We start from the raw sequence: 24429 nt of genomic DNA, 5'->3' as shown, positions 1-24429 counted from the left end.
AATTATGCACTTTTTTGGTTTAAAAAAACCACTTTCTTTAGCGCAAAAAGGCCGGTGACTTTAAAGTCACCAGCCATTGCCTTTTCAGGCAAATAATCTGTTTAAAAACAGATTATTTGATCTCAACAGAAGCACCAGCTTCTTCAAGAAGTGTCTTAAGCGTATCAGCTTCAGCTTTATCTACGCCTTCTTTAACAGTGCCAAGAGCTTCAACTAAGTCTTTAGCTTCTTTAAGGCCTAAACCTGTAGCGCCACGAACTGCTTTGATTACTGCAACTTTCTTCTCACCGAAGCTAGTCATAATAACGTTGAATTCAGTTTGCTCTTCAGCAGCTTCAGCAGGTCCAGCAGCGGCAACAGCAGCTGATGCAGATACGCCAAATTTTTCTTCCATTGCTTCGATTAAAGCAACAACGTCCATTACTGACATTTCAGCAACTGCGTTTAGGATATCGTCTTTAGAAATAGACATTTTTAATTTCCTGTTCAATTAACAACCTAAGGTTGTTATAAATAACTATAAATACAAAAAGTGCGAATTGTGCTCTTAAATTTAAGAGGTAAACAATTATTAAGCAGCTTCTTGTTCTTTCTGATCGCGTACTGCAGCAATCGTGCGGACCAATTTGCCTGCAGATGCTTCTTTCATTGCGCTCATTAAACGTGCAATCGCTTCGTCGTAAGTAGGTAGCTTAGCTAACATATTTACGTCTACTGAATTACCTTCAAATGCAGCTGCTTTTAATTCAAAAGCTTCGTTCTTTTTAGCGAAGTCTGTGAATAAACGTGCAGCAGCACCTGGGTGATCAGATGAAAAAGCAACTAATGAAGGACCTTTGAATACGTCAGAAACACATTCAAATTGAGTACCTTCTACTGCACGACGTGCTAATGTGTTACGGACAACTTTCATCCATACGCCATTTTCACGTGCTTGCTTACGCAATACAGTAATTGCTTCAACTGTAACACCACGGGCATCCGCGATTACAACTGAGTGAGCGCCACTAGCAGCTTCTTGAACTTCAGCAACAATTGCCTTTTTGTCATCAAGATTGATAGCCATTGGCTTTAACTCCTGGTTCACCGGTTAAATAAACCGGTATTTACTATCCCTAAATTACTTTCTTTAACAGTAAATAACTTAGGCCGTTACGGCGAGGACCAGAATTAGGAAATACTGGGTAATCACCATCTACGTAGGAAAAATTAAGTTTAATTCGATAAAAAATTATCGATAAAACTCCTACGGTCTTTGACGGGGTTGTTTAATCTTCTTAAAGAAGAAAACAACACCTACCAAAATTTTTAAGGGCGAAATTATAGTCTATAATTTAACCCTTGTAAAGTACCATAATAGGGACTTTATTTAGAAACTGCTGACAAACTAGCTTGGTTTACCGATACACCGGCACCCATTGTAGTTGAAATAGAAAGTTTCTTAATGTACTGACCTTTAGCATTTGCTGGTTTAGCTTTCTTTAAAGCTTCCAATAAAAACTCTAGGTTTTCTTGTAATTTAGCGTCGTCGAAATCAGCCTTACCAATAGTAGTATGGATGATACCGTTTTTATCATTGCGGTAACGGATTTGACCCGATTTTGCATTGTTAATAGCGGTTACAACGTCTGGCGTTACAGTACCAACTTTAGGGTTAGGCATTAAACCACGTGGGCCTAAGATCTGACCTAGTTGACCAACAACACGCATAGCGTCTGGAGAAGCGATAACAACATCAAAGTTCATCTCGCCTTTTTTAACTAATTCAGCTAAATCTTCCATACCTACGATGTCAGCACCAGCTTCTTTCGCTTTCTCAGCATTTGCGCCCTGTGTAAAAACAGCAACACGAACATCACGACCTGTACCATTTGGTAATACAGCTGCGCCACGTACATTTTGGTCTGATTTACGAGCATCGATGCCAAGATTTACAGCAACATCTACACTTTCACGGAATTTAGCAGTTGCTAATTCTTTTAATAATGAGATTGCTTCTGCAATGTCATAATCTTTTAATACGTCTACTTTTTCACGGATAAGACGAGCGCGTTTTGATAATTTAGTCATTGATTAGTCCTCTACCACTAAACCCATTGAACGAGCAGAACCCGCAATGGTACGCACTGCAGCTTCTAATGAACTAGCAGTTAAATCAGATTCTTTTGTCTTAACAATTTCTTCAAGTTGAGCTGTAGTAACAGTTCCAACTTTATCAGTGTTAGGACGACCAGAGCCGCTTTTGATTCCAGCTGCTTTCTTTAATAAGTAAGATGCAGGTGGAGTTTTTGTTTCGAACGTGAAAGAACGGTCACTGTATACAGTAATTACTACTGGAACTGGAGCGCCTTTTTCTAAAGAATCTGTTTTTGCGTTAAACGCTTTACAAAATTCCATGATGTTCACACCGTGTTGACCTAATGCAGGACCAACTGGCGGTGACGGATTTGCTGCACCAGCAGCAACTTGTAGCTTGATTAAAGCTTGGACTTTCTTAGCCATTTTTCAATACCTTTAGTTTGGGTTCAAACGCTAAAGACTATTCAGCTCCCCGTTGTACGATTTACCCTGTTTTTTTTTAATCAACAATGTCGTTTAAAAAAAATAGGCAGCGGATTATATATTAAACAGGGCAAGTTACACAAGTTTTTTAAATAGAAAGTTTTGCTGGTCTCATCCATGATGAACAAACCCAGTAAACCTTTTATTAAGCGTAAAAAAAAAGGCTAAAGATTTAAATCTTTAGCCTTTTGTGTATTGGACAGTTTTAGTTTAGTGAGGTACTAGCCTTTTTCGACTTGACCAAACTCTAAATCTACTGGTGTAGAGCGACCAAAGATCAAAACCGAAACTTTAATACGGTTCTTATCGTAATCTAACTCTTCAACAACACCATTAAAGTCGGCGAATGGACCGTCAATAACACGAACCACTTCACCGGGCTCAAAGAGTGTCTTAGGACGAGGTTTATCGGTATCTTCGAGACGTTGTAAAATACGGTCAGCTTCTTTTTGTGAAATAGGTGCTGGACGATCACTGGTTCCACCAATAAAGCCTAATACGCGTGGCACACTTTTGACTAAATGCCATGCTTCAACATCCATTTCCATTTGAACTAAAACATATCCTGGAAAGAATTTACGTGAACTCTTACGCTTTTGACCTGCGCGCATTTCAACAACTTCTTCGGTAGGAACAAGTATTTGACCAAACTTTTCATGTAAACCCTGAATCTCGATATGCTCAACTAATGTTTTTTGCACACGACCTTCATAGCCAGAGAAAGCTTGAACAACATACCAACGCAATTTTGGGTTAGTATTCACTACTTTTTCTTCGTTTTGTTCATTCTCTTCAGATGGTAAATTTTCTTCAGTCATAATTAAACCTGTAAACCTGTAATAAAGCCAACTACCCAAAATAGAGTAGAATCAAGTCCCCACATAACGAGTGACATGATAAAAGTAGCAAATAAAACGATACCTGTCGTTTGTATAGCTTCTTGGCGAGTTGGCCAAACAACTTTACGAATTTCAGTACGTGATTCTTTTGCGAATGCAACGGCATTATGACCTTTAACTGTTTGCATGGCGATAAAGCCAGCAACAACTATACCTACAACGGCACCTATCGCACGATATAGAACGGATTCATCACCGTAAAAATAATTAGCGAAAACGACTCCAGCTAAAAGAAGGAGGACGATCATCCATTTTAGCGAATCAAGAGACCCGTTTGGCTGGCTTTCTGTACTTGCATTCATAATATTGACCCGTAAATATTTGCCTAAGGCATGTTAACTTCATCACTGAAGTTACTTCAAAGTATTAAAAACTACTTTATAAAATATGGCAGGGGTAGAGAGATTCGAACTCCCAACCGTCGGTTTTGGAGACCGCTGTTCTACCAATTGGAACTATACCCCTAATTTACTTTTCATCTTAGATGAAGAGTTACACTTTTCTGGTGAATCTTAGTTTTTTTGGGAATTTAAAGAGACTCAAGAAGTGAGGCGCTATTATACTAATGATATTACTTTTCTCAAGTGATATTTTGTTTTGTCTGCTGTTTGTTAGTTTGAAATATCTTTTTACTGTTATCTTAACTGATCACTAGTAAAAATCTATCGATGCAAGTTAAGATATTATTAGATAATTAGTAAATATAAGGGATAACAATGAAGGCAAGTGTAAAATGGATAGGTAAAGAATTATTTATGGGCACTTCTGATAGTGGCCATACAATTGTTTTAGACGCGAATGCAGGAGCGTCAGCGCCTAGTCCACTAGAAAATGTACTCATTTCTTTAGGGGCTTGTTCCTCTGTTGATGTTGTTAGTATTCTAGAAAAATCGCGCCAAAACATCAGTGCTTGTCGTGTAGATATTCAAGCAAAACGCGTAGATTCTGTGCCTAAGCTGTTTTCAGACATTCATCTTCATTTTGTTATCTCGGGGCAAGAAGTCGCTGAAAAGCATGTTGAAAGAGCGGTTAAACTTTCGGCTGACAAATATTGCTCTGTTGCATTAATGTTGAATAAAACGGTTAATATTACTCATGACTTTGAGATTGTTGACGATTAGCTCATATTACTGGTGCTGTAGTTTTTTTGAACACAGCACCTTTATTCTATAAATCAGTCATCCAATCTAACTGCTGATTAGCTTTATGCTTCTTGTTCATTAAATCTTGAATAAGCGGTGTTAACAGTAATTCCATGGCAAGCCCCATCTTCCCCCCAGGCACAACTAAGGTGTTAATACGTGACATAAACGCTCCGTCAATCATTGATAAATAATAAGGAAAGTCTACGCCAGTTGCTTCACGAAAGCGGATGACGACAAAGCTTTCGTCAAGACTAGGGATTGCTTTTGCACTAAAAGGGTTCGAGGTGTCCACCGTTGGCACACGTTGAAAATTGATATGTGTTTTTGAAAACTGCGGTGTAATGTAAGAAATATAGTCTTCCATGCTACGAACTATACTTGCGGTTACTGCTTCTCGACTGTGACCACGATGGTTGGTATCGCGAATTATTTTCTGGATCCATTCTAGGTTTACTATCGGCACCATGCCAATTAATAAATCAACATGCTTAGCAACATCGTTTTTTTCGGTAACCACCCCACCATGTAATCCTTCATAGAAGAGTAGATCTGTGCCATCCCCTAACTTCTCCCATGGCGTAAACGTACCAGGCATTTGGTTATAAGGCACCGCTTCATCGAAAGTATGAAGATATCGGCGCATCTCCCCTTTACCTGTTTCAGAATAATTTCTGAAAAGCTTTTCTAAAGCATCGAAGTCATTAGCCTCATCGCCAAAATAACTGATGTTTCTTCTGTCTTCTCTTGCTTTCCGCTTCTCAAGATCCATTTCTTGTCGGGAATATCGATGAAAGCTATCTCCTTCTACGGTAGCTGGAGTAACTCCAAGAGAGCGAAATATATGTGCAAACGACTCTATTGTAGTAGATGTTCCTGCTCCTGATGATCCGGTTACAGCAATAATAGGATTGCGTGATGACATAGTTAATTCTCTTTGGAGTGGGGTAAATGTTATACGGAGAATTTGAAGGTGGGTCAAGTTTTACAAAAATATCATTTAGCTTATTTTAAAAACAAAAACGGAGCCGAAGCTCCGTTTTTAATTTTAAAGCAAATTTAGCTAAGCTAAATTAAGCTTCAGTTGACTCTTCAACTTCTTCAACAGCAATATCTGCTGCAGGACGGTCTACTAATTCAACATAAGCCATAGGCGCTTTATCACCAGTACGGAAACCACATTTTAAAATGCGAGTATATCCACCTGGACGTTCTTGGTAACGAGCACCAAGTTCGTTGAATAAAATACCTACTACTTCTTTATCTTGTGTACGAGCAAATGCTAAACGGCGATTTGCAACACTGTCGGTTTTGGCCAATGTAATCAGTGGCTCAACAACGCGACGTAGTTCTTTAGCTTTAGCTACAGTCGTTTTAATAACGCCGTGCTTAACTAGTGAACTTGCCATATTGCGGAACATCGCTTGGCGATGACTGCTATTACGGTTTAACTGGCGACCGCTTTGACGATGGCGCATAAGTTAATCCTTCTCTCAAACTATTAAAAAACGATAAACGAATTAGTCGTTATCAGCAATGCTTTCAGGTGGCCAATTTTCAAGGCGCATACCTAAAGATAAACCACGAGACGCTAAAACGTCTTTGATTTCTGTTAAAGACTTCTTACCTAAATTAGGTGTTTTAAGAAGCTCAACTTCCGCACGCTGTACCAAATCGCCAATATATTGAATTGCTTCTGCTTTTAAGCAGTTTGCTGAACGAACTGTTAATTCAAGATCATCTACTGGACGAAGCAAAATAGGGTCAAATAAAGGCTTAGCTTCTACTTGCTCTACTTCTTTAATATCACGCAATTCTACAAACGCATCTAGCTGTTCAGCTAAAATTGTTGAAGCACGACGAATAGCCTCTTCTGGATCCAATGTACCATTGGTTTCCATATCAAGTACAAGTTTGTCTAAATCGGTACGCTGTTCAACTCGAGCTGAGTCAACATCGTAAGCAATTCTTACAACTGGACTGAACGAAGCATCTACTAACAAACGTCCTATAGCACGATCTTCATCCTCGGCGTCGCGTCTTACTGAAGCAGGAACATAACCACGTCCCATTTCAATTTTGATGCGCATACTGATAGAACCTTCACCTGTTAAATTACAGATTACATGATTTGGATTTGCAATTTCTACATCACCATCATGTTGGATATCAGCTGCCGTTACAGGGCCTTCACCGGATTTAGTTAAAGTAATAACAGCTTCGTTTTTACCTTCTAAACTTATAGCTAATCCCTTAAGGTTCAACAATATTTCGATGATGTCTTCTTGAACACCCTCTTTACTACTGTATTCGTGTAGAACGCCATCAATTTCAACTTCAGTTACAGCACAACCTGGCATTGAAGATAAAAGAATGCGACGTAACGCATTACCTAAAGTATGACCAAAACCACGTTCTAATGGCTCTAAAGTTACCTTAGCACGAGTTGCACTAATGGTTTCAATACCAACCAGTCGTGGTCTAAGGAATTCGGTTACAGAACCCTGCATATGTGTCCTCTCTTAAGTGCTACTTTACTTAGAGTAAAGTTCAACAATTAACTGTTCATTAATTTCGGCAGACAAGTCAGAACGATCAGGAACACGTTTGAAAACGCCTTCAAGTTTCTTGTTATCTACTTCAACCCAGACTGGTTTCTCACGTTGTTCAGCTAATTCTAAAGCAGCGATAATACGTGCTTGAGTTTTAGACTTCTCACGAATAGAAACTGCATCTTCAGCTTTAACATTGAAAGATGGAATATTAACAACTACGCCGTTAACTACGATAGCTTTATGGCTAACTAGTTGACGAGCTTCAGCACGAGTGCTTGCATAGCCCATACGGTATACTACGTTATCAAGACGCTTCTCTAAAAGTTGTAACAAGTTTTCACCTGTATTACCTTTCAAACGAGCCGCTTCTTTATAGTAATTACGGAATTGTTTTTCTAGTACGCCATATATACGACGAACTTTTTGTTTTTCACGAAGTTGAATACCGTAATCAGACAAACGACCGCGACGTGCGCCGTGCTGACCTGGTATTGTTTCGATTTTACATTTAGTGTCAATTGCTCTAACACCGCTTTTAAGGAACAAATCTGTTCCTTCGCGACGACTAAGCTTTAACTTAGGACCTAAATATCTAGCCATTTTCTTTCTCCAACTATCCTAGAAAAGTGCGATTAAACGCGACGTTTCTTAGGAGGACGACAACCATTATGAGGAATAGGTGTAACGTCAGTAATGTTGGTGATTTTAAAACCAGCAGCATTTAAAGCACGGATAGCAGACTCACGTCCTGGTCCAGGGCCTTTAACGAACACTTCAATATTCTTCAAACCAAACTCTTTTGCAGCGGCGCCAGCGCGGTCTGCAGCTACCTGAGCAGCAAAGGGTGTAGATTTACGTGAACCACGGAAACCTGAACCACCTGCAGTTGCCCAAGATAAAGCATTACCTTGACGATCTGTAAGAGTTACGATTGTGTTGTTGAAAGAGGCGTGGATATGAGCCATGCCATCAGCAACTTGTTTTTTAACGCGTTTACGCGTACGTACAGGTGTTTTAGCCATTGTCTAGTTCCTCTTACTTCTTAATTGGCTTACGAGGACCTTTACGGGTACGCGCATTTGTTTTAGTGCGTTGACCACGTAGAGGAAGACTGCGACGATGGCGTATGCCACGGTAACAACCTAAATCCATAAGACGTTTAATATTCATTGAAACTTCACGGCGTAAATCACCTTCTACGGTGTATTTATCCACTTCAGCACGTAGCAAATCTATTTTTGCTTCGTCTAATTCACTGATCTTCGTTGATTCTGCGATACCTGCGGCTGCACAAATTGCTTTTGCGCGAGTCGCTCCGATACCGAAAATCGCAGTAATGGCGATTACTGCATGCTTACGATCAGGGATGTTAATGCCAGCGATACGGGCCACTAACACATCTCCTATTTAAGGTTAAAATTATCAGGTTGGAAAGCCCGTTAGGATACCCAACCCGTCTTCTTTTCTGCAAATCGAAGCGGCATTATACAGAAATCTCTGCACAATGCTACTTCTAAAAGATATTGCTGTCAGCTTAGATTAATCTAAACTTAACCTTGTCTTTGTTTGTGCTTAGGTTCAACACAAAGAATGCGTACTACGCCTTTGCGTTTAACCACTTTACAATTACGACAAATCTTTTTTACGGATGCACGTACTTTCATTTTATACTCCGTTTACCTATTAAATTAAGCCTAACGGCCTAACCTTTTAAGTTAGCTTTCTTAAGCACATTATCATATTGATGAGACATCATATGCGTCTGTACTTGTGCCATAAAGTCCATAATAACCACTACTATAATAAGTAATGATGTACCACCAAAGTAGAACTGAACGTCCCATGCGATGATCATGAACTGAGGTACCAAACAGATAAAGGTAATATACAACGCACCCGCTAAGGTTAAACGTGTCATCACTTTATCTATATATTTAGACGTTTGCTCGCCAGGACGAATCCCAGGAATAAACGCACCTGATTTCTTTAGGTTATCTGCTGTTTCACGCGGATTGAAAACAAGAGCCGTGTAAAAGAAACAGAAAAATATTATCGCTGCCGCAAGTAACATAACGTACAACGGCTGACCTGGAGAAATAGCAATAGATACTTCTTGTAAAAAGTCAGCAACTGCACCTTCACCTTGTCCGAACCAGCTCGCTAGAGTGCCAGGGAACAAGATAATACTTGATGCAAAGATCGGTGGTATAACACCAGCCATATTCACTTTTAGCGGTAAATGTGTACTTTGGGCAGCAAAAACCTTACGGCCTTGCTGACGTTTAGCATAGTTAACAACAATACGTCGTTGACCACGTTCCACAAATACTACAAAAAATGTTACAGCGAATACTATGACACACATCAGCAATAATACTAATAAGTGCAATTCACCTTGACGCGCCATTTCAGCTGTTTGTGCAACAGCCGAAGGCATGCCAGCAACAATACCTGCAAAAATCAAGATTGATATACCGTTACCAATACCACGTTCAGTAATTTGTTCGCCTAACCACATTAAAAACATGGTACCGGTTACTAAACTTACTACCGCAGCAAAGTAGAAACCAAAACCAGCGTCCATTACTAGACCCGGCATCATTCCTGGTAAACTTCTTGCAATTGCAATTGATTGTACTGTCGCTAAGACTAACGTGCCGTAGCGGGTGTATTGGCTAATCTTACGACGTCCAGCTTCACCTTCTTTTTTCAGCTCTGCCATTGCGGGATGAACCACAGTTAGCAATTGCATGATAATTGAAGCTGAGATGTACGGCATAATACCAAGCGCCAATACAGAGGCTCGCTCAAGTGCACCACCAGAGAACATGTTAAACATTTCTACAATGGTGCCCTTTTGTTGTTCAAACAACTGAGCTAATACAGCGGCGTCAATACCAGGGATTGGCACAAATGATCCTAAACGGAACACAATGAGGGCGCCGAGAACAAACCATAATCTTTGCTTAAGCTCAGACATTCCGCCTGCGCCTTTACCACTTTGTGAAGTAGCCATTCCTGGTGTAGCCATGCTGTACTATTCCTCGATTTTTCCGCCAGCAGCTTCAATAGCTGCACGTGCGCCTTTAGTAACACCTAAACCACGAACCGTAATTGGACGGTTAATTTCACCAGACAACATAATTTTTGCTGTTTTGATGTTACGTGTAATTAGGTTTGCATCTTTAAGAGCAAAGATATCGACAACATCACCTGTGATGTTGTTTAGTTCATGTAAACGTACTTCAGCGCGAACTAAAGATTTACGTGACGTGAAACCAAACTTAGGTAAACGTTGTTTCAATGGCATTTGACCACCTTCGAAACCTGGACGTACACTACCGCCAGAACGAGACTTCTGACCTTTGTGGCCACGTCCGCCTGTTTTACCAATGCCTGAACCAATACCACGCCCACAGCGCTTCTTAGCTTTCTTTGCACCTGGTGCAGGAGATAAAGTATTTAAATGCATAATTAGTCCTCCACCTTAACCATATAAGATACTGTGTTAATCATACCGCGTACAGATGGAGTGTCTTCTAACTCTACTGTATGACGGATACGACGTAATCCAAGACCTCTTAATGTAGCTCTATGCTTCGGTAAACGACCGATAGAACTTTTCATTTGAGTTACTTTTACTGTTTTAGCCATGCTCAATTACCCCAGTATGTCTGCAACGGTTTTGCCACGCTTAGCTGCAACACCTGCCGGCGATTTCATATTCGCAAGAGCTGAAACAGTAGCACGAACTACGTTGATCGGGTTAGTAGAACCGTATGCTTTTGACAATACGTTCTGAACACCTGCTACTTCTAGTACTGCACGCATCGCGCCACCGGCGATGATACCTGTACCTTCAGAAGCTGGTTGCATGTAAACTTTAGAACCAGAGTGCTTGCCAATAATGACATGCTGAAGAGTTGTACCCTTCAAATCAACGGTTACTATGTTACGGCGTGCTTTTTCCATTGCTTTCTGGATTGCAGCAGGCACTTCACGTGCTTTACCGTATCCGAAACCAACGCGACCAGCACCATCACCAACTACTGTAAGAGCAGTGAAACTGAATATGCGACCACCTTTAACCACTTTTGAAACGCGGTTAACGGCGATTAGCTTTTCAGCCATATCACTTTGTTGTGAGTTTTCTTGATTATGATTAGCCATTATCAACTCCTAGAACTGCAGACCAGCTTCACGAGCTGCTTCTGCTAACGCTTTTACGCGACCGTGATAACGGAAACCAGAGCGATCAAAAGCAATGCTTGTGATCCCTTTAGCTACTGCACGTTCAGCAATTGCTGTACCGACTGCAGTTGCTGCGGCAACGTTACCTGTTTTATCTAACTGAGCACTGATTTCTTTGTCTAAAGTAGACGCAGATGCGATAACTTCAGAACCCGTTGGAGCGATCAATTGCGCGTAAATGTGGCGAGGAGTACGAAATACAACTAAACGATTCGCACCCAACTCGCTAATTTTTGCACGAGCGCGTTTAGCGCGGCGCAAACGAGATGTTTTCTTATCCATAGTATTATCCTACTTCTTTTTAGCTTCTTTACGGCGAACATGCTCGTCACTATAACGTATACCTTTACCTTTATAAGGCTCTGGCTTACGGTATGAACGAATGTCTGCAGCAACTTGACCAACCAACTGTTTATCAGCACCTTTCAGTATGATTTCAGTTTGACTAGGAGTTTCAACGGTAATCCCATCAGGGATAGCGTGGTTAACTGGATGTGATAAACCTAGAGATAAGCTTAATGACTTACCTGCAGCTTTTGCACGATAACCAACACCGTTTAATAACAATGTTTTTGCATAACCTGTACTAACACCTTCAACCATATTATTGATTAAAGCACGTGCAGTACCTGCTTGAGCCCATGCGCCTTTAACATCAGCAACGATATTAGTAATGATGCTATTTTCTTCTTGAGAAATAACAACGTCACTATGGATCGTGCGAGATAATTCGCCCATTGGACCTTTAACTTGAATGTCTTGACCTGATAACGTAACAGTAACGCCAGCAGGAACAACGACAGGTGCTTTTGCAACACGAGACATATATTTCTCCTTACGCTACGAAACCGATGATTTCACCGCCGATACCCGCAGAGCGAGCAGCGCGATCAGTCATCAGACCTTTAGAAGTAGATACAATCGCAATACCCATACCTGCTAGAACTTTAGGAAGTTCATCACAGCTTTTGTATATACGAAGACCAGGACGTGAAACACGTTTGATCGTTTCTATTACTTCTTTACCTTCAAAATATTTCAAAGTTACAGATAACTCAGGCTTAACTTCGCCTGACACTGAAAACTCTGATACATAACCTTCTTCTTTAAGCAAGTTGGCAATAGCAACTTTAACCTTAGAAGATGGCATTGTAACTGCAACTTTAGCTGCAGATTGACCGTTGCGGATGCGTGTAAACATGTCCGCGATAGGATCAGTCATCATAACAATTTACTCCCGTGAATTACCAACTAGCTTTCTTAAGACCTGGAACTTCACCACGCATCATTGCTTCACGCAATTTGATTCGGCTTAAACCGAATTTACGTAAGAAACCATGCGGACGACCAGTAATATTACAACGGTTACGTTGACGACTACTTGATGAATCACGAGGTAAACTTTGAAGTTTCAATACAGCATCCCAACGATCTTCTTCAGAAGAATTATCGTTAGAGATGATTGCTTTCAATGCACTACGCTTTTCAGCATATTGTGCTACTAATTTGGTTCTTTTAGCTTCACGAGCTTTCATTGACGTTTTAGCCATAACTCTACACCTTGTTCTTAAACGGGAAGCTGAAGGCAGACAACAATGCGTGTCCTTCTTCATTATTCTTCGCGCTAGTAGTGATAGTAATATCCATCCCACGAATTTTATCGATTTTATCGTAATCGATTTCAGGGAAGATTATTTGCTCACGTACGCCCATGCTGTAGTTACCACGGCCATCGAATGACTTAGGGTTCAAGCCACGGAAATCGCGGATACGAGGAATAGAGATCGAAATTAAACGCTCTAAAAATTCCCACATACGTTCGCCACGTAGAGTTACTTTTGTACCAATAGGGTAACCTTCACGAATCTTAAAGCCCGCAACAGATTTGCGTGCTACAGTCGTAACTGGTTTTTGTCCTGAGATTGCAGTAAGATCATTTGTGGCATGGTCTAATACTTTTTTATCAGCAATAGCTTCACCAACACCCATGTTAAGGGTGATCTTTTCAATCCGAGGGACTTGCATGACACTCTTATATTCGAACTTCTTTTGAAGGTCGTCTACAACAGTATCTTTGTAAAAATCATGCAGTTTCGCCATCGTTTACTCCAATAATTAAACTAGTTCGTTGTTAGATTTGAAGAAACGAACTTTTTTGCCGTCTTCAACTCTAAATCCTACACGATCTGCTTTACCCGTTTTAGGGTTAACAATCGCTACGTTTGAAACTTGTAAAGAAGCTTCTTTTTCAATAATCCCACCAGGCTGCTGTAACTGAGGTACAGGCTTAGTGTGTTTCTTGATTAAGTTTATGCCTTCTACAAATACTTTACTGTCTTCAACAAGAACTTTAGTGACTTTACCAGTCTTACCCTTGTCTTTGCCAGCTAGTACAATAACTTCATCATCACGACGAATCTTAGATGCCATTATCGTGACTCCTTATAGTACTTCAGGTGCAAGTGAAACGATTTTCATGAACTTTTCATTACGAAGTTCACGCGTCACTGGACCGAAAATACGAGTACCAATTGGTTGTAAGTTAGCATTTAACATTACAGCCGCGTTTTCATCAAAACGGATGGTTGAACCATCTGAACGACGAACACCTTTCTTAGTGCGCACAACTACCGCAGTCAGAACATCACCTTTTTTAACTTTGCCGCGAGGATTTGATTCCTTCACTGCAATTTTAATGATATCACCGATACGCGCGTAGCGACGGTGCGAACCACCAAGAACCTTTATACACTGTACACGTCGAGCGCCGCTGTTATCAGCTACGTTCAGTTGTGATTGCATTTGGATCATTGAGTTTTACTCCGCTATTTATCTAAATTAACTTAGATATAATTTAAGGCCAGAAATTTGACCCGTCACTGCCTTCTGCTCCCCCATAAAATCGTCAGACGAATTCGGAGGGCGCGAGATTATAACACCGCAAAAGTTAAAGTGATACCTTATTTAGCTAAAAAACAAACAATTCCCAAGCTTGTAAATAATTAATACCTTTAATATTGTAAAAATTATCGACTCTGATTTTCACTATTACCACTAGGGCTGTCTTTCAGGCATAAAAAAACCCTATCACATTGTGATAGGGTTTTTATTAAACACGTTCGTTAAAACAAATTTACTAAAAGTAAATTATGCCTTAGTAATTACGTCAACTAAAGTCCAGTTTTTAGACTTTGAAATTGGTGCAACTTCACGAATTGTTACTAAATCACCTTCGTTGCATTGGTTAGTCTCATCATGCGCTTTCAACTTAGTTGAACGCGTAAGGTACTTACCATACATTGGGTGCTTAACACGACGTTCTATTAATACAGTGATAGACTTATCCATTTTATCACTGACAACACGACCTTGTAGTGTGCGGATTTTAGCTTCGCTCATTACTTACCTGCCTTTTCAGTTATGATAGTCTTTACACGTGCAATATTGCGACGTACCGTTCTTAGCAAATGAGTTTGTGCTAATTGTCCTGTGCTTGCTTGCATGCGATAGTTAAACTGTTCGCGTAATAATGCAAGCATTTCAGTATTTAGCTCTTCAATGCTTTTATCTTTTAATTCACTAGCTTTCATTACATCACCGTTCTAGTTACGAAAGATGTTTTGAACGGAAGTTTAGCCGCTGCTAAAGCAAATGCTTCGCGTGCGATTTCTTCCGATACACCTTCCATTTCATAAAGAACACGGCCTGGTAGAATTTGGCATACCCAATATTCCACTGAACCTTTACCTTTACCCATACGAACCTCAAGAGGCTTTTTAGTAATTGGCTTATCAGGGAATACACGTATCCAGATTTTACCTTGACGCTTAACGTGACGAGTCATTGCTCGACGTGCCGCTTCAATCTGACGCGCAGTCATACGACCACGTTCCATTGATTTTAAACCGAAAGTACCGAAGCTAACTGAACTACCGACGTGTGCAAGACCACGGTTGCGCATTTTAAATTGCTTACGGAATTTAGTACGTTTTGGTTGTAACATTACTTAGCTCCTACTTAGGCTTGCGGTTGTTTTTTCTTTTAGGTTTAGCCGCTGGTACTTCTGCCTGTAGAGGCATGTTACCAATGATTTCACCTTTAAAGATCCACACTTTGATACCAATAACACCATAAGTTGTGTTACCGCGTGCAATAGCATAATCGATGTCAGCACGTAAAGTGTGTAGTGGTACACGACCTTCACGATACCATTCAGCACGTGCAATATCTGCACCGCCTAAACGACCACTTACTTGTACTTTAATACCCTTTGCGCCTAAACGCATAGCATTTTGTACAGCACGTTTCATAGCGCGACGAAACATCACACGACGTTCTAATTGACTAGCAATGCTGTCGGCAACAAGCTGCGCATCCATTTCTGGCTTACGTACTTCAGCGATGTTGATTTGAGCAGGAACACCAGCAATTTTAGAAACAGCTAAACGTAATTTTTCAACATCTTCGCCTTTCTTACCGATAACTACACCCGGACGAGCCGTGTGAATTGTTACGCGGATAGATTTAGCTGGACGTTCAATCACTACTTTAGATAATGATGCACGGACAAGCTTCTCTTTCAAATATTCGCGAACCAAATGGTCACCGCGTAAATTTTCAGCGAAGTCTTTATTACTTGCAAACCAAGTAGACGCGAAAGGTTTCGTGATACCTAAGCGAATACCGTTAGGATGAACTTTTTGACCCATACTAATATACTCCTAGTTATCAGATACAATCACAGTTATGTGGCTTGTACGTTTAATTATACGATCCGCGCGGCCTTTTGCACGAGGTCGAATACGTTTCATTGTTGGACCATCATCAACTGTAATAGTTTTTACGATAAGTTCATCAATGTCTGCACCTTCGTTATGCTCAGCATTAGCAATTGCAGAGTTAAGTACTTTTTTAACTAATTCAGCAGCTGACTTGTTGCTGAAAGTTAGTATTTCAAGTGCTTTCTCAACATGTAAGCCGCGGATTTGATCCACAACTAAACGTGCTTTCTGAGCAGAACCGCGGGCAAATTTATGTATAGCGATAGCTTCCATTCAATTTCCCCTATTTCTTCGCTTTCTTATCAGCGATATGACCGCGATAAGTACGAGTTGGTGCAAATTCTCCTAATTTGTGACCGATCATTTCATCAGTTACAAATACAGGTACGTGTTGACGGCCATTATGGACAGCTATGGTCAATCCGATCATCGTAGGGATGATCATTGAACGACGAGACCAAGTTTTAATTGGCTTTTTATTCCCGCTTTCCAGAGCTTTCTCTACCTTCGTCAGCAAGTGTAGGTCTATAAATGGACCTTTCTTGAGAGAACGTGGCATGGTGAATCCTCTTTATTTACTCTTCATGTGAACTTAACCTTACCGAAGTAACCTAAGCTCCACATTCAGAGTATTAATTAAATGTACTATTTAGTACGACGACGCACGATAAATTTATCAGTACGTTTGTTTGAACGAGTCTTGTAACCCTTAGTTGGTACTCCCCAAGGGGATACCGGGTGACGACCGCCAGATGTTTTACCTTCACCACCACCGTGTGGGTGATCAACTGGGTTCATGGCAACACCACGAACAGTTGGGCGAATACCGCGCCATCTTGAAGCACCAGCTTTACCCAAAGAGCGAAGCATGTGTTCAGAATTGCCGATTTCACCTAAAGTAGCACGACAGTCAGACTCAATTTTACGCATTTCGCCAGAGCGAAGACGTAAAGTGACATATGCACCGTCTTTAGCAACTAACTGAGCGTAAGTACCAGCAGCACGTGCAATTTGTGCACCTTTACCTGGCTTAAGTTCGATTGCATGCACAACACTACCTAATGGTGTGTTGCGAAGTGGCATTGTATTACCTGGCTTGATTGGAGCATCGATACCTGACTGGATTGTATCTCCAGCGCTTAAGCCTTTAGGGGCTAAGATATAACGACGTTCACCATCTGCATATAATACAAGTGCAATGTTAGCAGAACGGTTTGGATCATATTCCAAACGCTCAACTTTTGCAGGGATACCATCTTTGTTACGTTTAAAGTCGATCATGCGGTAATGTTGCTTGTGACCACCACCAACGTGACGAACTGTAATACGACCGGTATTGTTACGGCCACCAGACTTAGACTTAGTGTCTAATAATGGTGCGTAAGGCTTACCTTTATGCAACTCCGTGTTTACCACTTTAACTACGTGGCGACGACCCGGAGAAGTAGGTTTACATTTAACTATAGCCATTTTCGTAAACTCCTATGATTCCGCGCCGACGAAGTCGATGTCGCTGCCTTCAGCAAGAGTAACGTAGGCTTTTTTCCAGTCGCTTCTGCGACCAAAACGAGCACCAGTACGTTTCACTTTACCTTTAACATTTAATGTGCGAACACCGTCTACTGAAACTTCAAAAAGTTTCTCAACAGCAGCTTTGATTTCAGCTTTAGTAGCACTAGTAACAACTTTGAAAACAACAGTGTTGTTTGCTTCAGCGGCCATTGTGCTTTTCTCAGAAATGTTCGGTGCTAAAAGCACTTTTAACAAACGTTCTTCGCTTATCATCCTAACATCTCCTCAAGTTGTTTAACTGCAGTAGCAGTCATCAAAACTTTCTCGAAACCAACCAAGCTAACTGGGTCAATACCGTCTACGTCACGAACGTCAACTTTATACAAGTTGCGTGCTGACAAGAACAAGTTCTCATCAACTTCTGGAGTGATGATTAATACATCTTTTAACTCCAAGCCGTTAAGTTTAGCTACTAATTCTTTAGTTTTTGGTGTTTCAACAGTAAAATTTTCTACCACTACTAAGCGATCTTGACGAACTAACTCAGATAAGATGCTTTTGATCGCACCACGGTACATTTTACGGTTTACTTTTTGGCTGTGGTCTTGAGGTTTAGCAGCGAATGTTACGCCACCAGAACGCCAAATTGGACCACGGGTAGTACCAGCACGAGCACGGCCAGTACCTTTTTGACGCCAAGGTTTTGCGCCACCGCCGCTTACTTCTGAACGAGTCTTTTGAGCACGAGTACCTTGACGAGCGCCAGCTGCATATGCAACTACTACTTGATGTACTAATGCTTCGTTAAACTCAAGTCCAAAAGTTGCTTCAGAAACTTCAAGAGCACCTGAAGCGTCTTTTAATGATAATTCCATCACGAATCTCCCGGACTAGGCTTTAACAGCTGGTTTGATGATTACGTTACCGTTGATTGCACCCGGAACCGCACCTTTAATAAGGAGCAAGTTACGTTCTGCGTCAACGCGAACCAATTCAAGGTTTTGTGTAGTACAACGCACAGAACCCATGTGACCAGACATTTTCTTACCTTTGAAAACGCGACCTGGTGTTTGACACTGACCTAACGAACCGTTAGAACGATGTGATAAAGAAACACCATGAGTGGCATGTTGCATAGTAAAGTTCCAGCGCTTAATACCGCCTTGGAAACCTTTACCTTTTGACGTGCCAGTTACGTCTACTAATTTTATGTCATCGAAAATTGAAACAGTTAATTCACTGCCCAACTCTAAACCTTCGCCTTCATTTTCGTTTAAGCGGAATTCCCACAGGCCACGGCCTGCTTGAACGCCAGCTTTAGCGAAATGACCCGCTGCTGGTTTTGTAACACGGCTAGCCTTGCGGCTACCTGTTGTAACTTGAAGCGCTGAGTAACCGTCAGTTTCTAAAGTTTTCACTTGAGAAATACGGTTGGCTTCAACTTCTAGAACGGTTACAGGTGTTGATACGCCATCTTCAGTGAAGATACGAGTCATGCCTACTTTACGTCCAACTAGACCAATAGTCATTGTTAAAACCCCTTAACCCAAGCTGATTTGAACGTCAACGCCAGCTGCAAGATCTAAACGCATTAATGCGTCTACAGTCTTTTCAGTTGGCTCTACGATATCAATCATGCGTTTGTGAGTACGAATTTCGTACTGATCTCGCGCATCTTTGTTAACGTGTGGAGAAGTCAAGATAGTAAAACGCTCTTTACGTGTAGGAAGTGGAATTGGACCACGAACCTGTGCACCAGTGCGTTTTGCAGTATCTACGATTTCAGCTGTTGATTGATCAATCAAACGATGATCGAACGCTTTCAAACGAATGCGAATTCTTTGATTTGACATTAATCAAATCCCCATTTTTAAAGAACAACAAAATACATCCCATCACCTTTTATATGTAAAAGGGGGGTGTATCGCTAATAACATTCAACTCCCTATCGGAGCTGCTGTAGTACTTATCCATGTTGGCATAAGTAGAAATCCGCACAAAGCCTGAGCTATGTGCGGATGCGTATTATACATAAGCAAAAATATTTAGCAAGACAAAGATATTCGTTAACTATTTTCCTGAGCTTTTGCTTTCTTTTCCTGATCTCTTGTTACTCGATTGCCAAGGTGAAGACGGCCCCTTCCCGGAAATCCTGCTACTTGTAGGAGAACTCCGATTTCCCTGGCTGTTCCTAAGTAACTGTGTGAAATCTTTAACATCTTTGTTCACACTTTTTATCGAAGCTAAGTTAGCGTAATAGGTGTCCACAGAGTCGAGTTCTATTATTAAATTGAAAGATAAAAAAGCACTTGCTGTAAATTTCTCGGTCAAAGCTATACTTTTACCTTGGCGTTCTATAGCTATAGTATACTCTTCCCCTACTGCTAGATTTTTTAACGTTTCATTAATATGCGTAATATATTGTGTGTTCATTACTTTATCATTCACTGATACTATTATATCACCAACTTTAAGTCCTATAGCCTTAGCTGCACTATGAGGCAAGACTTCATCAACAACAATGCTATATTTTGAACCTGAGATTTTGTCTAATGTACCTATAAGACCAAATTGTTCGTTTAAGGTATTGTCTCTTACTATGTTGAGCCGACCTTTGTAATTTTTATTTCGATAGTATTCTGTAATTTCAAGCATAAGTCGTTCATATTCAAACTGTAATTCATGATCAAACTCTACCCCTTCAATAAGTGTTTTTTGAATATCGTCTTTATCGCGACCATAGGTTACTTGTGGCACAACAACAGGCTCATACACCATGTTAAGCGCAACTAATGAACTATTTCTTAAGACCTCAAGTTTCATTTCTTTTTTATAGTCAAGTGCCGTCAGTAATTCTGTTAAGTTGCTATAAGCAGGATCGCCGTAACTTACTATTACATCTCCGCTAAGTAATCCCAGTTTATGAGCTAATGAAAAAGGCAAAACGCTTAGTAATCTTACCCCGCCGTCTTTGTCTTTATAATTGTCGTCTTTAACCGCACCAAAATATTGACTTACTTCACTATTAATAAGACCTAAAGGTTGCACATTATCAAAGAGTTTATTCATCACCACCCTTAGGCGTTTTTCAAGTTCAGGCGGCAATTTTTCACTACTTTTAATCTCATCAACTTTGCTCGTGATAGCTCCAAGAATATAATTATTGTCTAATACGCATAATGACTTTTCTGCACTGAGTGTTACCTGACCATCGAGACTAAAAACCACCTGATATGCATTATTATCTTCTACTCTCAATCTAAAGGTTGATAAGCGTTCAGGTGATTTAGGGCTATCGGTTCCACGCATAAAATCTGTGTAATACTTCTCCAAATCGTCCTTTTTCCATAGTTCCACTGTTACGCTGTGTTCACCTGGTTCTAAATAATAGAGTTTACTGCCGTTTAGCGTCCTTAATTCATCTCCACCAATAAGACCGGTACGAAGTGTTCTAGTGCTGAGACCACTTGTATACTTTTTAATTTCACTCTCTAACATCAAACCATTGCTAAGTCTTATTCTTGAGAGGTAAGTTTCACCTTCTATTTCGGTCTGTTTTAGTTGTAAAGATGAACACTCCTTAGCTGAAACTGTATGCGTCGTTATCCCCAATAACAAAACTAAACCTAATACAAATTTATGACTTTTATATACTGAATACATCGCTGACTCCCTGTTGTGTTTTATAGAGCTCTAAAATAAGAACACTTCGCTTTTGAAGAAGTGTTACTTTTTGCTCTAAAGAGCTAATATTTTGTAATTTTTTATCAATATCATTTAATTTTTGAACAAAAAACACTTGTTCATAGGTAGTGACTTTAGGATTTATAAGTTTTGATTCTAATTGTTGATTTGTTAATAACACTTGTTCTAATTGATTGTGTAATTGATAATTGCTAAAAACTAGCCAGCCCATTGCTAAAAAGATTGTTGATGCAGCGACAGCAAAAGATTTAATGTAAAAAGGCACGACAGTTGGCTCTTTAACGGGATGTGGAGCTGCAATTATCGGTTGAATACGGCCTTGAATTTTAAGCCAGTTAATTTCATTAGGGACGCTAACTGCAGACATTTTAGAAGATTGTATTAAGGCTGACATCTTAACTCGCTCATCTTCATTGTCAGTAATTTCCCTCACATGAACTTCGTCTGCAGGTGTTAGTAAATCTGCACTTTGAATTTTATTATCCTGCATATTTTTTAGCCTCAGATTTTATTTTTAACTTTTTTAAGGTGCGTGAAAGCGTAGATTTTGAAAAGCTCGCGGTTTTATTGAATATACGCCCTATTTCACCATGCTTATATTGCTCAACCACTGACAACCATAAAACCATTCTCTCAGTCTCCGTTATTTGTGCTAATAAGTTATCTAATAAGTTTTGATTTTCTGCTTCATTATTTACATAGCTGCCATCAGTAAAAAGGTAAGTTAATTGTGAAAACACCTCTTGTTGTCTTTTTACTTTCTTAATATTATTTAAGGTATTATTAAAACCGATCCTCTTTATCCATGAAGCAAAGCAGCGATTCTTATCAAACGATCCTATTGAATTAAAAGCGTCCACAAATGTATCTTGCAATAAATCATTAGCGGTAGATTCATCTCGGCAAATCCTAATAATAAAACCATAAAGTGCAGGGGAGAAAAGCCGATAACACTTTTCAAAAGCCTCATTCTCACCGGCTAACATTCCTGATAAAACTTCAATTTTTAACATCTACTCCTCCAAATCCCTTTTCTTCAATGTGTGTGCCCCTATTATTGATAAAGTGTGCTTTCATTGACTTGACAACTTACAACGCAATTACCAGCGTTAGCACCGGCGGTCTATCATATCGATACGGTATAATATGATATTTTAATAAGTCACTTAGTTTATCTTAAGCTTTTTACCTTGCATTGATTTCTATCCTTATCCTTTCATACTTAGTAATACATCTGTCAACAATAAATGGTCGCAAAGAATGGTAAACTTTTTGATTTTTCTTTTTATTTATAGAGAAAGGGTTAAGTGACGCTGATTCAAAGCATCATATAAATAAAGTGCAAACTTACCGACATGGATCCTTTTTCAACCGTCTTATTACCGATAAATATAACGGAGAAATATGATTTTATATTTACAATTGGTGTGGGTATTATGCAGTTTATGATATGAGTTAACGTAGATAGACGTAACTTTTATTCACAGAGGATAGGTTGAGGCTCTGTAGCACCTAAAGATAAATTATCCTGAAGGTGCTACATTACATTGTTAAAGTATTTTCAGCTTTATTGTTAGCTACTTGTGTGCATATTAAGTTATTTGTAATGCTCAGCGTTCACTGCATGTTATTCATTAAGTTGAGATATATAATGACTTATTTAAAGTCGATGATGTTAAGACTCTACCCCCCCATATTATAATTAAGAACGCCTGAACTTCTCGATTCTCTACTCCTTAATTTATGATAACTGCCCTTTCCTTCAATGCTCGCTTTCAACATTTCTTTTTGCGCATTCTCTACAGAAGCCAAATTTATTGAGAGTTGAAATATTGGTTCTTTAACAATGACGATTTTATTACCTTGCCCCATTTGTTGGTAATAATTGTTCATTGCTAACAAAAACTGGTCAAATTCGAAGGCTAGTTGTGCAGGTAATATTGTTTGATTAATAACATCATTCATTGAGCCTTTAACAATGGTGTAAGATGCTTCAGGGACAACCACTGGGATATAACGGCCAGTGAGCTTCATTGCTTTCCCTGCACGAAGGATGTCTAGAGATATTTGTTCACCATAGGCACGCCCTTTCAAGTAATTATTTATTACTTGGCTGGGTGTATTACTCGCCGTATTAAATATTTCTTCTCCCAATTTAATAATTAAGTCTCCTGCCTTAATATTAACGCCGGCTGCAAGTGAATGGCTTATCACTTTATCTACCTTTATATTCTCACCGACAAAATCTCTTGCCAACACAGTGCCAAAATGTTCGTTTAGCTTACGAGATTGAACATTAGTATCATCACGCTTGTCAGCTGTTTGTTGATGAAAGACGGTAAGGCTATGCATCATTGACGTTAGCTGCTGCTGAAGATTTTCGGGTAGGTCTACCGCAAGTAATTCAGGATAATTAGTTTTTGCTTTTGCAATGAATATCCCTTCGCACTCTTTACTGTCTTGTTCCTTAATTTCGATTACAGAACCAAGTCCCATTTCACTCACAGATAACTGATAATGTTGATTAGCCAATACTTGCATAGTAACTGCAGACTGCAATGGCACAGGTGGATTACTTGCCGTTACTCCTCTACGTAAACTTTTATGATATGAAATAAAATCACGTTTATCCCATTGATTTAAAATCAAGGTATGCGTACCAGGAGCAAGAAAGTATGCATGGTCTCCTTTGAGCGTTTTTTGATATTTCTTAGGTTGAGGGACCGCTTTACCATTAGTTCCCAGTAATTCTAAGATAACTTTATTTCCAGAGATTTCACCACTCGCCAAACTAACTGATGCACAATCTGCTGCATATACTGTTTGTAGCAGCAAGGCTGGAATCAATGCAACTAATGCTGATTTTGCCAATCTGTATTTATTCATCTGTAATCCTTTATTTTAACTGAATACGTTCATAGGTTTAGCCATTACCGCTTAATTAAGTCAATATTTGTTAATAATATTGATTAATAATGGCTCTTAGTTTGGAACTATATTTCTGATAAATCGTTGGTTAATT

The 24429-nt window shown here is 39.8% G+C and carries 40 protein-coding genes and 1 tRNA gene; 1 reads left to right on the top strand and 40 read right to left on the bottom strand.

Going from position 1 to position 24429, the window contains the following annotated elements:
* Nucleotides 1-112 precede the first annotated feature (112 nt).
* The 7 genes from rplL to H4J39_RS15915 form a co-directional block, all read right to left on the bottom strand.
* Entirely contained in the window at nucleotides 113-472 is a 360-nt protein-coding gene (gene rplL / locus H4J39_RS15945) for a 50S ribosomal protein L7/L12 (RefSeq protein WP_182229345.1), read from the bottom strand.
* 99 nt (nucleotides 473-571) lie between these two features.
* Entirely contained in the window at nucleotides 572-1066 is a 495-nt protein-coding gene (rplJ, locus tag H4J39_RS15940) for a 50S ribosomal protein L10 (RefSeq protein ID WP_182229344.1), read from the bottom strand.
* A 299-nt stretch (nucleotides 1067-1365) separates the two neighbouring features.
* Nucleotides 1366-2070, bottom strand: coding sequence for a 50S ribosomal protein L1 (rplA, locus tag H4J39_RS15935; protein ID WP_182229343.1), 705 nt, complete (start codon nucleotides 2068-2070; stop codon nucleotides 1366-1368).
* Between the two features lie 3 nt (nucleotides 2071-2073).
* Nucleotides 2074-2502 (bottom strand): 50S ribosomal protein L11, encoded by a 429-nt coding sequence (rplK, locus tag H4J39_RS15930; protein WP_182180528.1) that lies wholly within the window; start codon nucleotides 2500-2502, stop codon nucleotides 2074-2076.
* Between the two features lie 281 nt (nucleotides 2503-2783).
* Entirely contained in the window at nucleotides 2784-3380 is a 597-nt protein-coding gene (gene nusG, locus H4J39_RS15925; RefSeq protein ID WP_220460067.1) for a transcription termination/antitermination protein NusG, read from the bottom strand.
* A 2-nt stretch (nucleotides 3381-3382) separates the two neighbouring features.
* A complete protein-coding gene (gene secE, locus H4J39_RS15920) occupies nucleotides 3383-3763 on the bottom strand; it encodes a preprotein translocase subunit SecE (protein WP_182180530.1) in 381 nt (126 codons plus the stop codon).
* Nucleotides 3764-3849: 86 nt separating this feature from the next.
* Nucleotides 3850-3926 (bottom strand) — tRNA-Trp (locus tag H4J39_RS15915).
* A gap of 251 nt (nucleotides 3927-4177) precedes the next feature.
* Here H4J39_RS15915 and H4J39_RS15910 point away from each other — a divergent pair.
* A complete protein-coding gene (locus H4J39_RS15910; protein ID WP_182229342.1) occupies nucleotides 4178-4582 on the top strand; it encodes an OsmC family protein in 405 nt (134 codons plus the stop codon).
* A 46-nt stretch (nucleotides 4583-4628) separates the two neighbouring features.
* Here H4J39_RS15910 and H4J39_RS15905 read toward each other — a convergent pair whose 3' ends face one another.
* The 33 genes from H4J39_RS15905 to H4J39_RS15745 all read right to left on the bottom strand — a co-directional run bounded on the left by H4J39_RS15905 (nucleotide 4629) and on the right by H4J39_RS15745 (nucleotide 24293).
* The gene (locus H4J39_RS15905; protein ID WP_182229341.1) at nucleotides 4629-5528 is read right to left on the bottom strand and encodes a phosphoribulokinase; all 900 of its coding nucleotides are present in this window, start codon (nucleotides 5526-5528) and stop codon (nucleotides 4629-4631) included.
* Nucleotides 5529-5676: 148 nt separating this feature from the next.
* Nucleotides 5677-6081 (bottom strand): 50S ribosomal protein L17, encoded by a 405-nt coding sequence (gene rplQ, locus H4J39_RS15900; protein WP_182229340.1) that lies wholly within the window; start codon nucleotides 6079-6081, stop codon nucleotides 5677-5679.
* A gap of 42 nt (nucleotides 6082-6123) precedes the next feature.
* Complete coding sequence (locus tag H4J39_RS15895; RefSeq protein ID WP_182180538.1) at nucleotides 6124-7113, bottom strand: DNA-directed RNA polymerase subunit alpha; 990 nt, start codon at nucleotides 7111-7113, stop codon at nucleotides 6124-6126.
* A 24-nt stretch (nucleotides 7114-7137) separates the two neighbouring features.
* Nucleotides 7138-7758: a 30S ribosomal protein S4 gene (rpsD, locus tag H4J39_RS15890; protein WP_182180540.1), complete on the bottom strand. Its 621-nt coding sequence runs from the start codon at nucleotides 7756-7758 to the stop codon at nucleotides 7138-7140.
* A gap of 32 nt (nucleotides 7759-7790) precedes the next feature.
* Complete coding sequence (gene rpsK, locus H4J39_RS15885; RefSeq protein ID WP_070375058.1) at nucleotides 7791-8180, bottom strand: 30S ribosomal protein S11; 390 nt, start codon at nucleotides 8178-8180, stop codon at nucleotides 7791-7793.
* A gap of 13 nt (nucleotides 8181-8193) precedes the next feature.
* Entirely contained in the window at nucleotides 8194-8550 is a 357-nt protein-coding gene (gene rpsM, locus H4J39_RS15880) for a 30S ribosomal protein S13 (protein WP_070375059.1), read from the bottom strand.
* Nucleotides 8551-8708: 158 nt separating this feature from the next.
* Nucleotides 8709-8822, bottom strand: coding sequence for a 50S ribosomal protein L36 (rpmJ, locus tag H4J39_RS15875; RefSeq protein ID WP_083277954.1), 114 nt, complete (start codon nucleotides 8820-8822; stop codon nucleotides 8709-8711).
* A gap of 38 nt (nucleotides 8823-8860) precedes the next feature.
* On the bottom strand, nucleotides 8861-10189 hold the full coding sequence (gene secY, locus H4J39_RS15870; RefSeq protein WP_182180542.1) for a preprotein translocase subunit SecY: 1329 nt from the start codon (nucleotides 10187-10189) through the stop codon (nucleotides 8861-8863).
* Nucleotides 10190-10195: 6 nt separating this feature from the next.
* The gene (rplO, locus tag H4J39_RS15865) at nucleotides 10196-10630 is read right to left on the bottom strand and encodes a 50S ribosomal protein L15 (RefSeq protein ID WP_182180544.1); all 435 of its coding nucleotides are present in this window, start codon (nucleotides 10628-10630) and stop codon (nucleotides 10196-10198) included.
* A gap of 2 nt (nucleotides 10631-10632) precedes the next feature.
* Nucleotides 10633-10812, bottom strand: coding sequence for a 50S ribosomal protein L30 (gene rpmD / locus H4J39_RS15860; protein ID WP_070375062.1), 180 nt, complete (start codon nucleotides 10810-10812; stop codon nucleotides 10633-10635).
* A 6-nt stretch (nucleotides 10813-10818) separates the two neighbouring features.
* A complete protein-coding gene (gene rpsE, locus H4J39_RS15855) occupies nucleotides 10819-11328 on the bottom strand; it encodes a 30S ribosomal protein S5 (RefSeq protein WP_070375063.1) in 510 nt (169 codons plus the stop codon).
* 9 nt (nucleotides 11329-11337) lie between these two features.
* The gene (gene rplR / locus H4J39_RS15850) at nucleotides 11338-11691 is read right to left on the bottom strand and encodes a 50S ribosomal protein L18 (RefSeq protein ID WP_070375064.1); all 354 of its coding nucleotides are present in this window, start codon (nucleotides 11689-11691) and stop codon (nucleotides 11338-11340) included.
* 9 nt (nucleotides 11692-11700) lie between these two features.
* On the bottom strand, nucleotides 11701-12234 hold the full coding sequence (rplF, locus tag H4J39_RS15845; RefSeq protein ID WP_182180546.1) for a 50S ribosomal protein L6: 534 nt from the start codon (nucleotides 12232-12234) through the stop codon (nucleotides 11701-11703).
* A gap of 10 nt (nucleotides 12235-12244) precedes the next feature.
* Nucleotides 12245-12634, bottom strand: coding sequence for a 30S ribosomal protein S8 (gene rpsH, locus H4J39_RS15840; protein ID WP_146799770.1), 390 nt, complete (start codon nucleotides 12632-12634; stop codon nucleotides 12245-12247).
* A 19-nt stretch (nucleotides 12635-12653) separates the two neighbouring features.
* Nucleotides 12654-12959, bottom strand: coding sequence for a 30S ribosomal protein S14 (gene rpsN / locus H4J39_RS15835; protein WP_070375066.1), 306 nt, complete (start codon nucleotides 12957-12959; stop codon nucleotides 12654-12656).
* 4 nt (nucleotides 12960-12963) lie between these two features.
* Nucleotides 12964-13509: a 50S ribosomal protein L5 gene (rplE, locus tag H4J39_RS15830; RefSeq protein ID WP_182229339.1), complete on the bottom strand. Its 546-nt coding sequence runs from the start codon at nucleotides 13507-13509 to the stop codon at nucleotides 12964-12966.
* A gap of 15 nt (nucleotides 13510-13524) precedes the next feature.
* Nucleotides 13525-13839 (bottom strand): 50S ribosomal protein L24, encoded by a 315-nt coding sequence (rplX, locus tag H4J39_RS15825; RefSeq protein ID WP_182180550.1) that lies wholly within the window; start codon nucleotides 13837-13839, stop codon nucleotides 13525-13527.
* A 12-nt stretch (nucleotides 13840-13851) separates the two neighbouring features.
* Nucleotides 13852-14220, bottom strand: a complete 369-nt coding sequence (rplN, locus tag H4J39_RS15820) for a 50S ribosomal protein L14 (RefSeq protein ID WP_070375069.1) — start codon at nucleotides 14218-14220, stop codon at nucleotides 13852-13854.
* 336 nt (nucleotides 14221-14556) lie between these two features.
* Nucleotides 14557-14808 carry a 30S ribosomal protein S17 gene (gene rpsQ / locus H4J39_RS15815; RefSeq protein WP_182224109.1) on the bottom strand — a complete coding sequence of 84 codons (252 nt, stop codon included), beginning with the start codon at nucleotides 14806-14808 and terminating at the stop codon, nucleotides 14557-14559.
* Nucleotides 14808-14999, bottom strand: coding sequence for a 50S ribosomal protein L29 (gene rpmC / locus H4J39_RS15810; protein ID WP_070375071.1), 192 nt, complete (start codon nucleotides 14997-14999; stop codon nucleotides 14808-14810). The genes rpsQ and rpmC overlap by 1 nt, the downstream gene beginning before the upstream one ends.
* A complete protein-coding gene (gene rplP, locus H4J39_RS15805) occupies nucleotides 14999-15412 on the bottom strand; it encodes a 50S ribosomal protein L16 (RefSeq protein ID WP_070375072.1) in 414 nt (137 codons plus the stop codon). The genes rpmC and rplP overlap by 1 nt, the downstream gene beginning before the upstream one ends.
* 10 nt (nucleotides 15413-15422) lie before the next feature.
* Nucleotides 15423-16118, bottom strand: a complete 696-nt coding sequence (gene rpsC / locus H4J39_RS15800) for a 30S ribosomal protein S3 (protein WP_070375073.1) — start codon at nucleotides 16116-16118, stop codon at nucleotides 15423-15425.
* Nucleotides 16119-16130: 12 nt separating this feature from the next.
* The gene (gene rplV, locus H4J39_RS15795; RefSeq protein WP_182180554.1) at nucleotides 16131-16463 is read right to left on the bottom strand and encodes a 50S ribosomal protein L22; all 333 of its coding nucleotides are present in this window, start codon (nucleotides 16461-16463) and stop codon (nucleotides 16131-16133) included.
* Nucleotides 16464-16473: 10 nt separating this feature from the next.
* Nucleotides 16474-16749 carry a 30S ribosomal protein S19 gene (gene rpsS / locus H4J39_RS15790; RefSeq protein WP_070375075.1) on the bottom strand — a complete coding sequence of 92 codons (276 nt, stop codon included), beginning with the start codon at nucleotides 16747-16749 and terminating at the stop codon, nucleotides 16474-16476.
* An 86-nt stretch (nucleotides 16750-16835) separates the two neighbouring features.
* Nucleotides 16836-17660, bottom strand: a complete 825-nt coding sequence (gene rplB / locus H4J39_RS15785; RefSeq protein ID WP_182180556.1) for a 50S ribosomal protein L2 — start codon at nucleotides 17658-17660, stop codon at nucleotides 16836-16838.
* Between the two features lie 12 nt (nucleotides 17661-17672).
* Nucleotides 17673-17975 (bottom strand): 50S ribosomal protein L23, encoded by a 303-nt coding sequence (gene rplW, locus H4J39_RS15780; RefSeq protein ID WP_182180558.1) that lies wholly within the window; start codon nucleotides 17973-17975, stop codon nucleotides 17673-17675.
* Nucleotides 17972-18577 (bottom strand): 50S ribosomal protein L4, encoded by a 606-nt coding sequence (gene rplD, locus H4J39_RS15775; RefSeq protein ID WP_182180559.1) that lies wholly within the window; start codon nucleotides 18575-18577, stop codon nucleotides 17972-17974. Before rplD ends, rplW begins: the two co-directional genes overlap by 4 nt.
* Before the next feature lie 15 nt (nucleotides 18578-18592).
* Nucleotides 18593-19231, bottom strand: coding sequence for a 50S ribosomal protein L3 (gene rplC, locus H4J39_RS15770; RefSeq protein ID WP_182180561.1), 639 nt, complete (start codon nucleotides 19229-19231; stop codon nucleotides 18593-18595).
* Nucleotides 19232-19243: 12 nt separating this feature from the next.
* A complete protein-coding gene (gene rpsJ / locus H4J39_RS15765) occupies nucleotides 19244-19555 on the bottom strand; it encodes a 30S ribosomal protein S10 (RefSeq protein WP_070375080.1) in 312 nt (103 codons plus the stop codon).
* A 217-nt stretch (nucleotides 19556-19772) separates the two neighbouring features.
* A complete protein-coding gene (locus H4J39_RS15760) occupies nucleotides 19773-21365 on the bottom strand; it encodes a PDZ domain-containing protein (RefSeq protein WP_182229338.1) in 1593 nt (530 codons plus the stop codon).
* Nucleotides 21349-21897 (bottom strand): hypothetical protein, encoded by a 549-nt coding sequence (locus tag H4J39_RS15755; RefSeq protein ID WP_182229337.1) that lies wholly within the window; start codon nucleotides 21895-21897, stop codon nucleotides 21349-21351. The genes H4J39_RS15760 and H4J39_RS15755 overlap by 17 nt, the downstream gene beginning before the upstream one ends.
* Nucleotides 21887-22420: an RNA polymerase sigma factor gene (locus H4J39_RS15750; protein WP_182229336.1), complete on the bottom strand. Its 534-nt coding sequence runs from the start codon at nucleotides 22418-22420 to the stop codon at nucleotides 21887-21889. The genes H4J39_RS15755 and H4J39_RS15750 overlap by 11 nt, the downstream gene beginning before the upstream one ends.
* A gap of 670 nt (nucleotides 22421-23090) precedes the next feature.
* Nucleotides 23091-24293, bottom strand: a complete 1203-nt coding sequence (locus H4J39_RS15745) for a hypothetical protein (protein WP_182229335.1) — start codon at nucleotides 24291-24293, stop codon at nucleotides 23091-23093.
* Nucleotides 24294-24429 lie beyond the last annotated feature (136 nt).

It is taken from the genome of Colwellia sp. Bg11-12, assembly GCF_014076955.1.
GTDB lineage: Bacteria > Pseudomonadota > Gammaproteobacteria > Enterobacterales > Alteromonadaceae > Colwellia_A.
This window is presented reverse-complemented; position numbering and strand designations above follow the sequence as displayed.

What these genes read in the sequence shown, in the direction of transcription:
- nusG (WP_220460067.1), bottom strand. Translation starts at nt 3,380, where the DNA reads ATGACTGAAGAAAATTTACCATCTGAAGAGAATGAACAAAACGAAGAA.
- H4J39_RS15895 (WP_182180538.1), bottom strand. Translation starts at nt 7,113, where the DNA reads ATGCAGGGTTCTGTAACCGAATTCCTTAGACCACGACTGGTTGGTATT.
- rplO (WP_182180544.1), bottom strand. Translation starts at nt 10,630, where the DNA reads ATGCATTTAAATACTTTATCTCCTGCACCAGGTGCAAAGAAAGCTAAG.
- rpsS (WP_070375075.1), bottom strand. Translation starts at nt 16,749, where the DNA reads ATGCCACGTTCTCTCAAGAAAGGTCCATTTATAGACCTACACTTGCTG.
- rplQ (WP_182229340.1), bottom strand. Translation starts at nt 6,081, where the DNA reads ATGCGCCATCGTCAAAGCGGTCGCCAGTTAAACCGTAATAGCAGTCAT.
- rpsK (WP_070375058.1), bottom strand. Translation starts at nt 8,180, where the DNA reads ATGGCTAAAACACCTGTACGTACGCGTAAACGCGTTAAAAAACAAGTT.
- H4J39_RS15750 (WP_182229336.1), bottom strand. Translation starts at nt 22,420, where the DNA reads ATGTTAAAAATTGAAGTTTTATCAGGAATGTTAGCCGGTGAGAATGAG.
- rplB (WP_182180556.1), bottom strand. Translation starts at nt 17,660, where the DNA reads ATGGCTATAGTTAAATGTAAACCTACTTCTCCGGGTCGTCGCCACGTA.
- rplR (WP_070375064.1), bottom strand. Translation starts at nt 11,691, where the DNA reads ATGGATAAGAAAACATCTCGTTTGCGCCGCGCTAAACGCGCTCGTGCA.
- rplP (WP_070375072.1), bottom strand. Translation starts at nt 15,412, where the DNA reads ATGTTACAACCAAAACGTACTAAATTCCGTAAGCAATTTAAAATGCGC.
- H4J39_RS15910 (WP_182229342.1), top strand. Translation starts at nt 4,178, where the DNA reads ATGAAGGCAAGTGTAAAATGGATAGGTAAAGAATTATTTATGGGCACT.
- rplC (WP_182180561.1), bottom strand. Translation starts at nt 19,231, where the DNA reads ATGACTATTGGTCTAGTTGGACGTAAAGTAGGCATGACTCGTATCTTC.
- rpsH (WP_146799770.1), bottom strand. Translation starts at nt 12,634, where the DNA reads ATGATGACTGATCCTATCGCGGACATGTTTACACGCATCCGCAACGGT.
- H4J39_RS15755 (WP_182229337.1), bottom strand. Translation starts at nt 21,897, where the DNA reads ATGCAGGATAATAAAATTCAAAGTGCAGATTTACTAACACCTGCAGAC.
- rpsJ (WP_070375080.1), bottom strand. Translation starts at nt 19,555, where the DNA reads ATGTCAAATCAAAGAATTCGCATTCGTTTGAAAGCGTTCGATCATCGT.
- rpmD (WP_070375062.1), bottom strand. Translation starts at nt 10,812, where the DNA reads ATGGCTAAAACAGTAAAAGTAACTCAAATGAAAAGTTCTATCGGTCGT.
- rpsD (WP_182180540.1), bottom strand. Translation starts at nt 7,758, where the DNA reads ATGGCTAGATATTTAGGTCCTAAGTTAAAGCTTAGTCGTCGCGAAGGA.
- rplW (WP_182180558.1), bottom strand. Translation starts at nt 17,975, where the DNA reads ATGATAAGCGAAGAACGTTTGTTAAAAGTGCTTTTAGCACCGAACATT.
- secY (WP_182180542.1), bottom strand. Translation starts at nt 10,189, where the DNA reads ATGGCTACACCAGGAATGGCTACTTCACAAAGTGGTAAAGGCGCAGGC.
- rplA (WP_182229343.1), bottom strand. Translation starts at nt 2,070, where the DNA reads ATGACTAAATTATCAAAACGCGCTCGTCTTATCCGTGAAAAAGTAGAC.
- rpsC (WP_070375073.1), bottom strand. Translation starts at nt 16,118, where the DNA reads ATGGGTCAAAAAGTTCATCCTAACGGTATTCGCTTAGGTATCACGAAA.
- rplD (WP_182180559.1), bottom strand. Translation starts at nt 18,577, where the DNA reads ATGGAATTATCATTAAAAGACGCTTCAGGTGCTCTTGAAGTTTCTGAA.
- rplJ (WP_182229344.1), bottom strand. Translation starts at nt 1,066, where the DNA reads ATGGCTATCAATCTTGATGACAAAAAGGCAATTGTTGCTGAAGTTCAA.
- rpmC (WP_070375071.1), bottom strand. Translation starts at nt 14,999, where the DNA reads ATGAAAGCTAGTGAATTAAAAGATAAAAGCATTGAAGAGCTAAATACT.
- H4J39_RS15745 (WP_182229335.1), bottom strand. Translation starts at nt 24,293, where the DNA reads ATGAATAAATACAGATTGGCAAAATCAGCATTAGTTGCATTGATTCCA.
- rpmJ (WP_083277954.1), bottom strand. Translation starts at nt 8,822, where the DNA reads ATGAAAGTACGTGCATCCGTAAAAAAGATTTGTCGTAATTGTAAAGTG.
- rplF (WP_182180546.1), bottom strand. Translation starts at nt 12,234, where the DNA reads ATGTCTCGTGTTGCAAAAGCACCTGTCGTTGTTCCTGCTGGCGTTACT.
- rplX (WP_182180550.1), bottom strand. Translation starts at nt 13,839, where the DNA reads ATGGCATCTAAGATTCGTCGTGATGATGAAGTTATTGTACTAGCTGGC.
- H4J39_RS15905 (WP_182229341.1), bottom strand. Translation starts at nt 5,528, where the DNA reads ATGTCATCACGCAATCCTATTATTGCTGTAACCGGATCATCAGGAGCA.
- rpsE (WP_070375063.1), bottom strand. Translation starts at nt 11,328, where the DNA reads ATGGCTAATCATAATCAAGAAAACTCACAACAAAGTGATATGGCTGAA.
- rplE (WP_182229339.1), bottom strand. Translation starts at nt 13,509, where the DNA reads ATGGCGAAACTGCATGATTTTTACAAAGATACTGTTGTAGACGACCTT.
- rpsN (WP_070375066.1), bottom strand. Translation starts at nt 12,959, where the DNA reads ATGGCTAAAACGTCAATGAAAGCTCGTGAAGCTAAAAGAACCAAATTA.
- rpsQ (WP_182224109.1), bottom strand. Translation starts at nt 14,808, where the DNA reads ATGAGCGAAGCTAAAATCCGCACACTACAAGGTCGTGTTGTCAGTGAT.
- rplL (WP_182229345.1), bottom strand. Translation starts at nt 472, where the DNA reads ATGTCTATTTCTAAAGACGATATCCTAAACGCAGTTGCTGAAATGTCA.
- secE (WP_182180530.1), bottom strand. Translation starts at nt 3,763, where the DNA reads ATGAATGCAAGTACAGAAAGCCAGCCAAACGGGTCTCTTGATTCGCTA.
- rplN (WP_070375069.1), bottom strand. Translation starts at nt 14,220, where the DNA reads ATGATCCAAATGCAATCACAACTGAACGTAGCTGATAACAGCGGCGCT.
- H4J39_RS15760 (WP_182229338.1), bottom strand. Translation starts at nt 21,365, where the DNA reads ATGTATTCAGTATATAAAAGTCATAAATTTGTATTAGGTTTAGTTTTG.
- rplK (WP_182180528.1), bottom strand. Translation starts at nt 2,502, where the DNA reads ATGGCTAAGAAAGTCCAAGCTTTAATCAAGCTACAAGTTGCTGCTGGT.
- rplV (WP_182180554.1), bottom strand. Translation starts at nt 16,463, where the DNA reads ATGGAAGCTATCGCTATACATAAATTTGCCCGCGGTTCTGCTCAGAAA.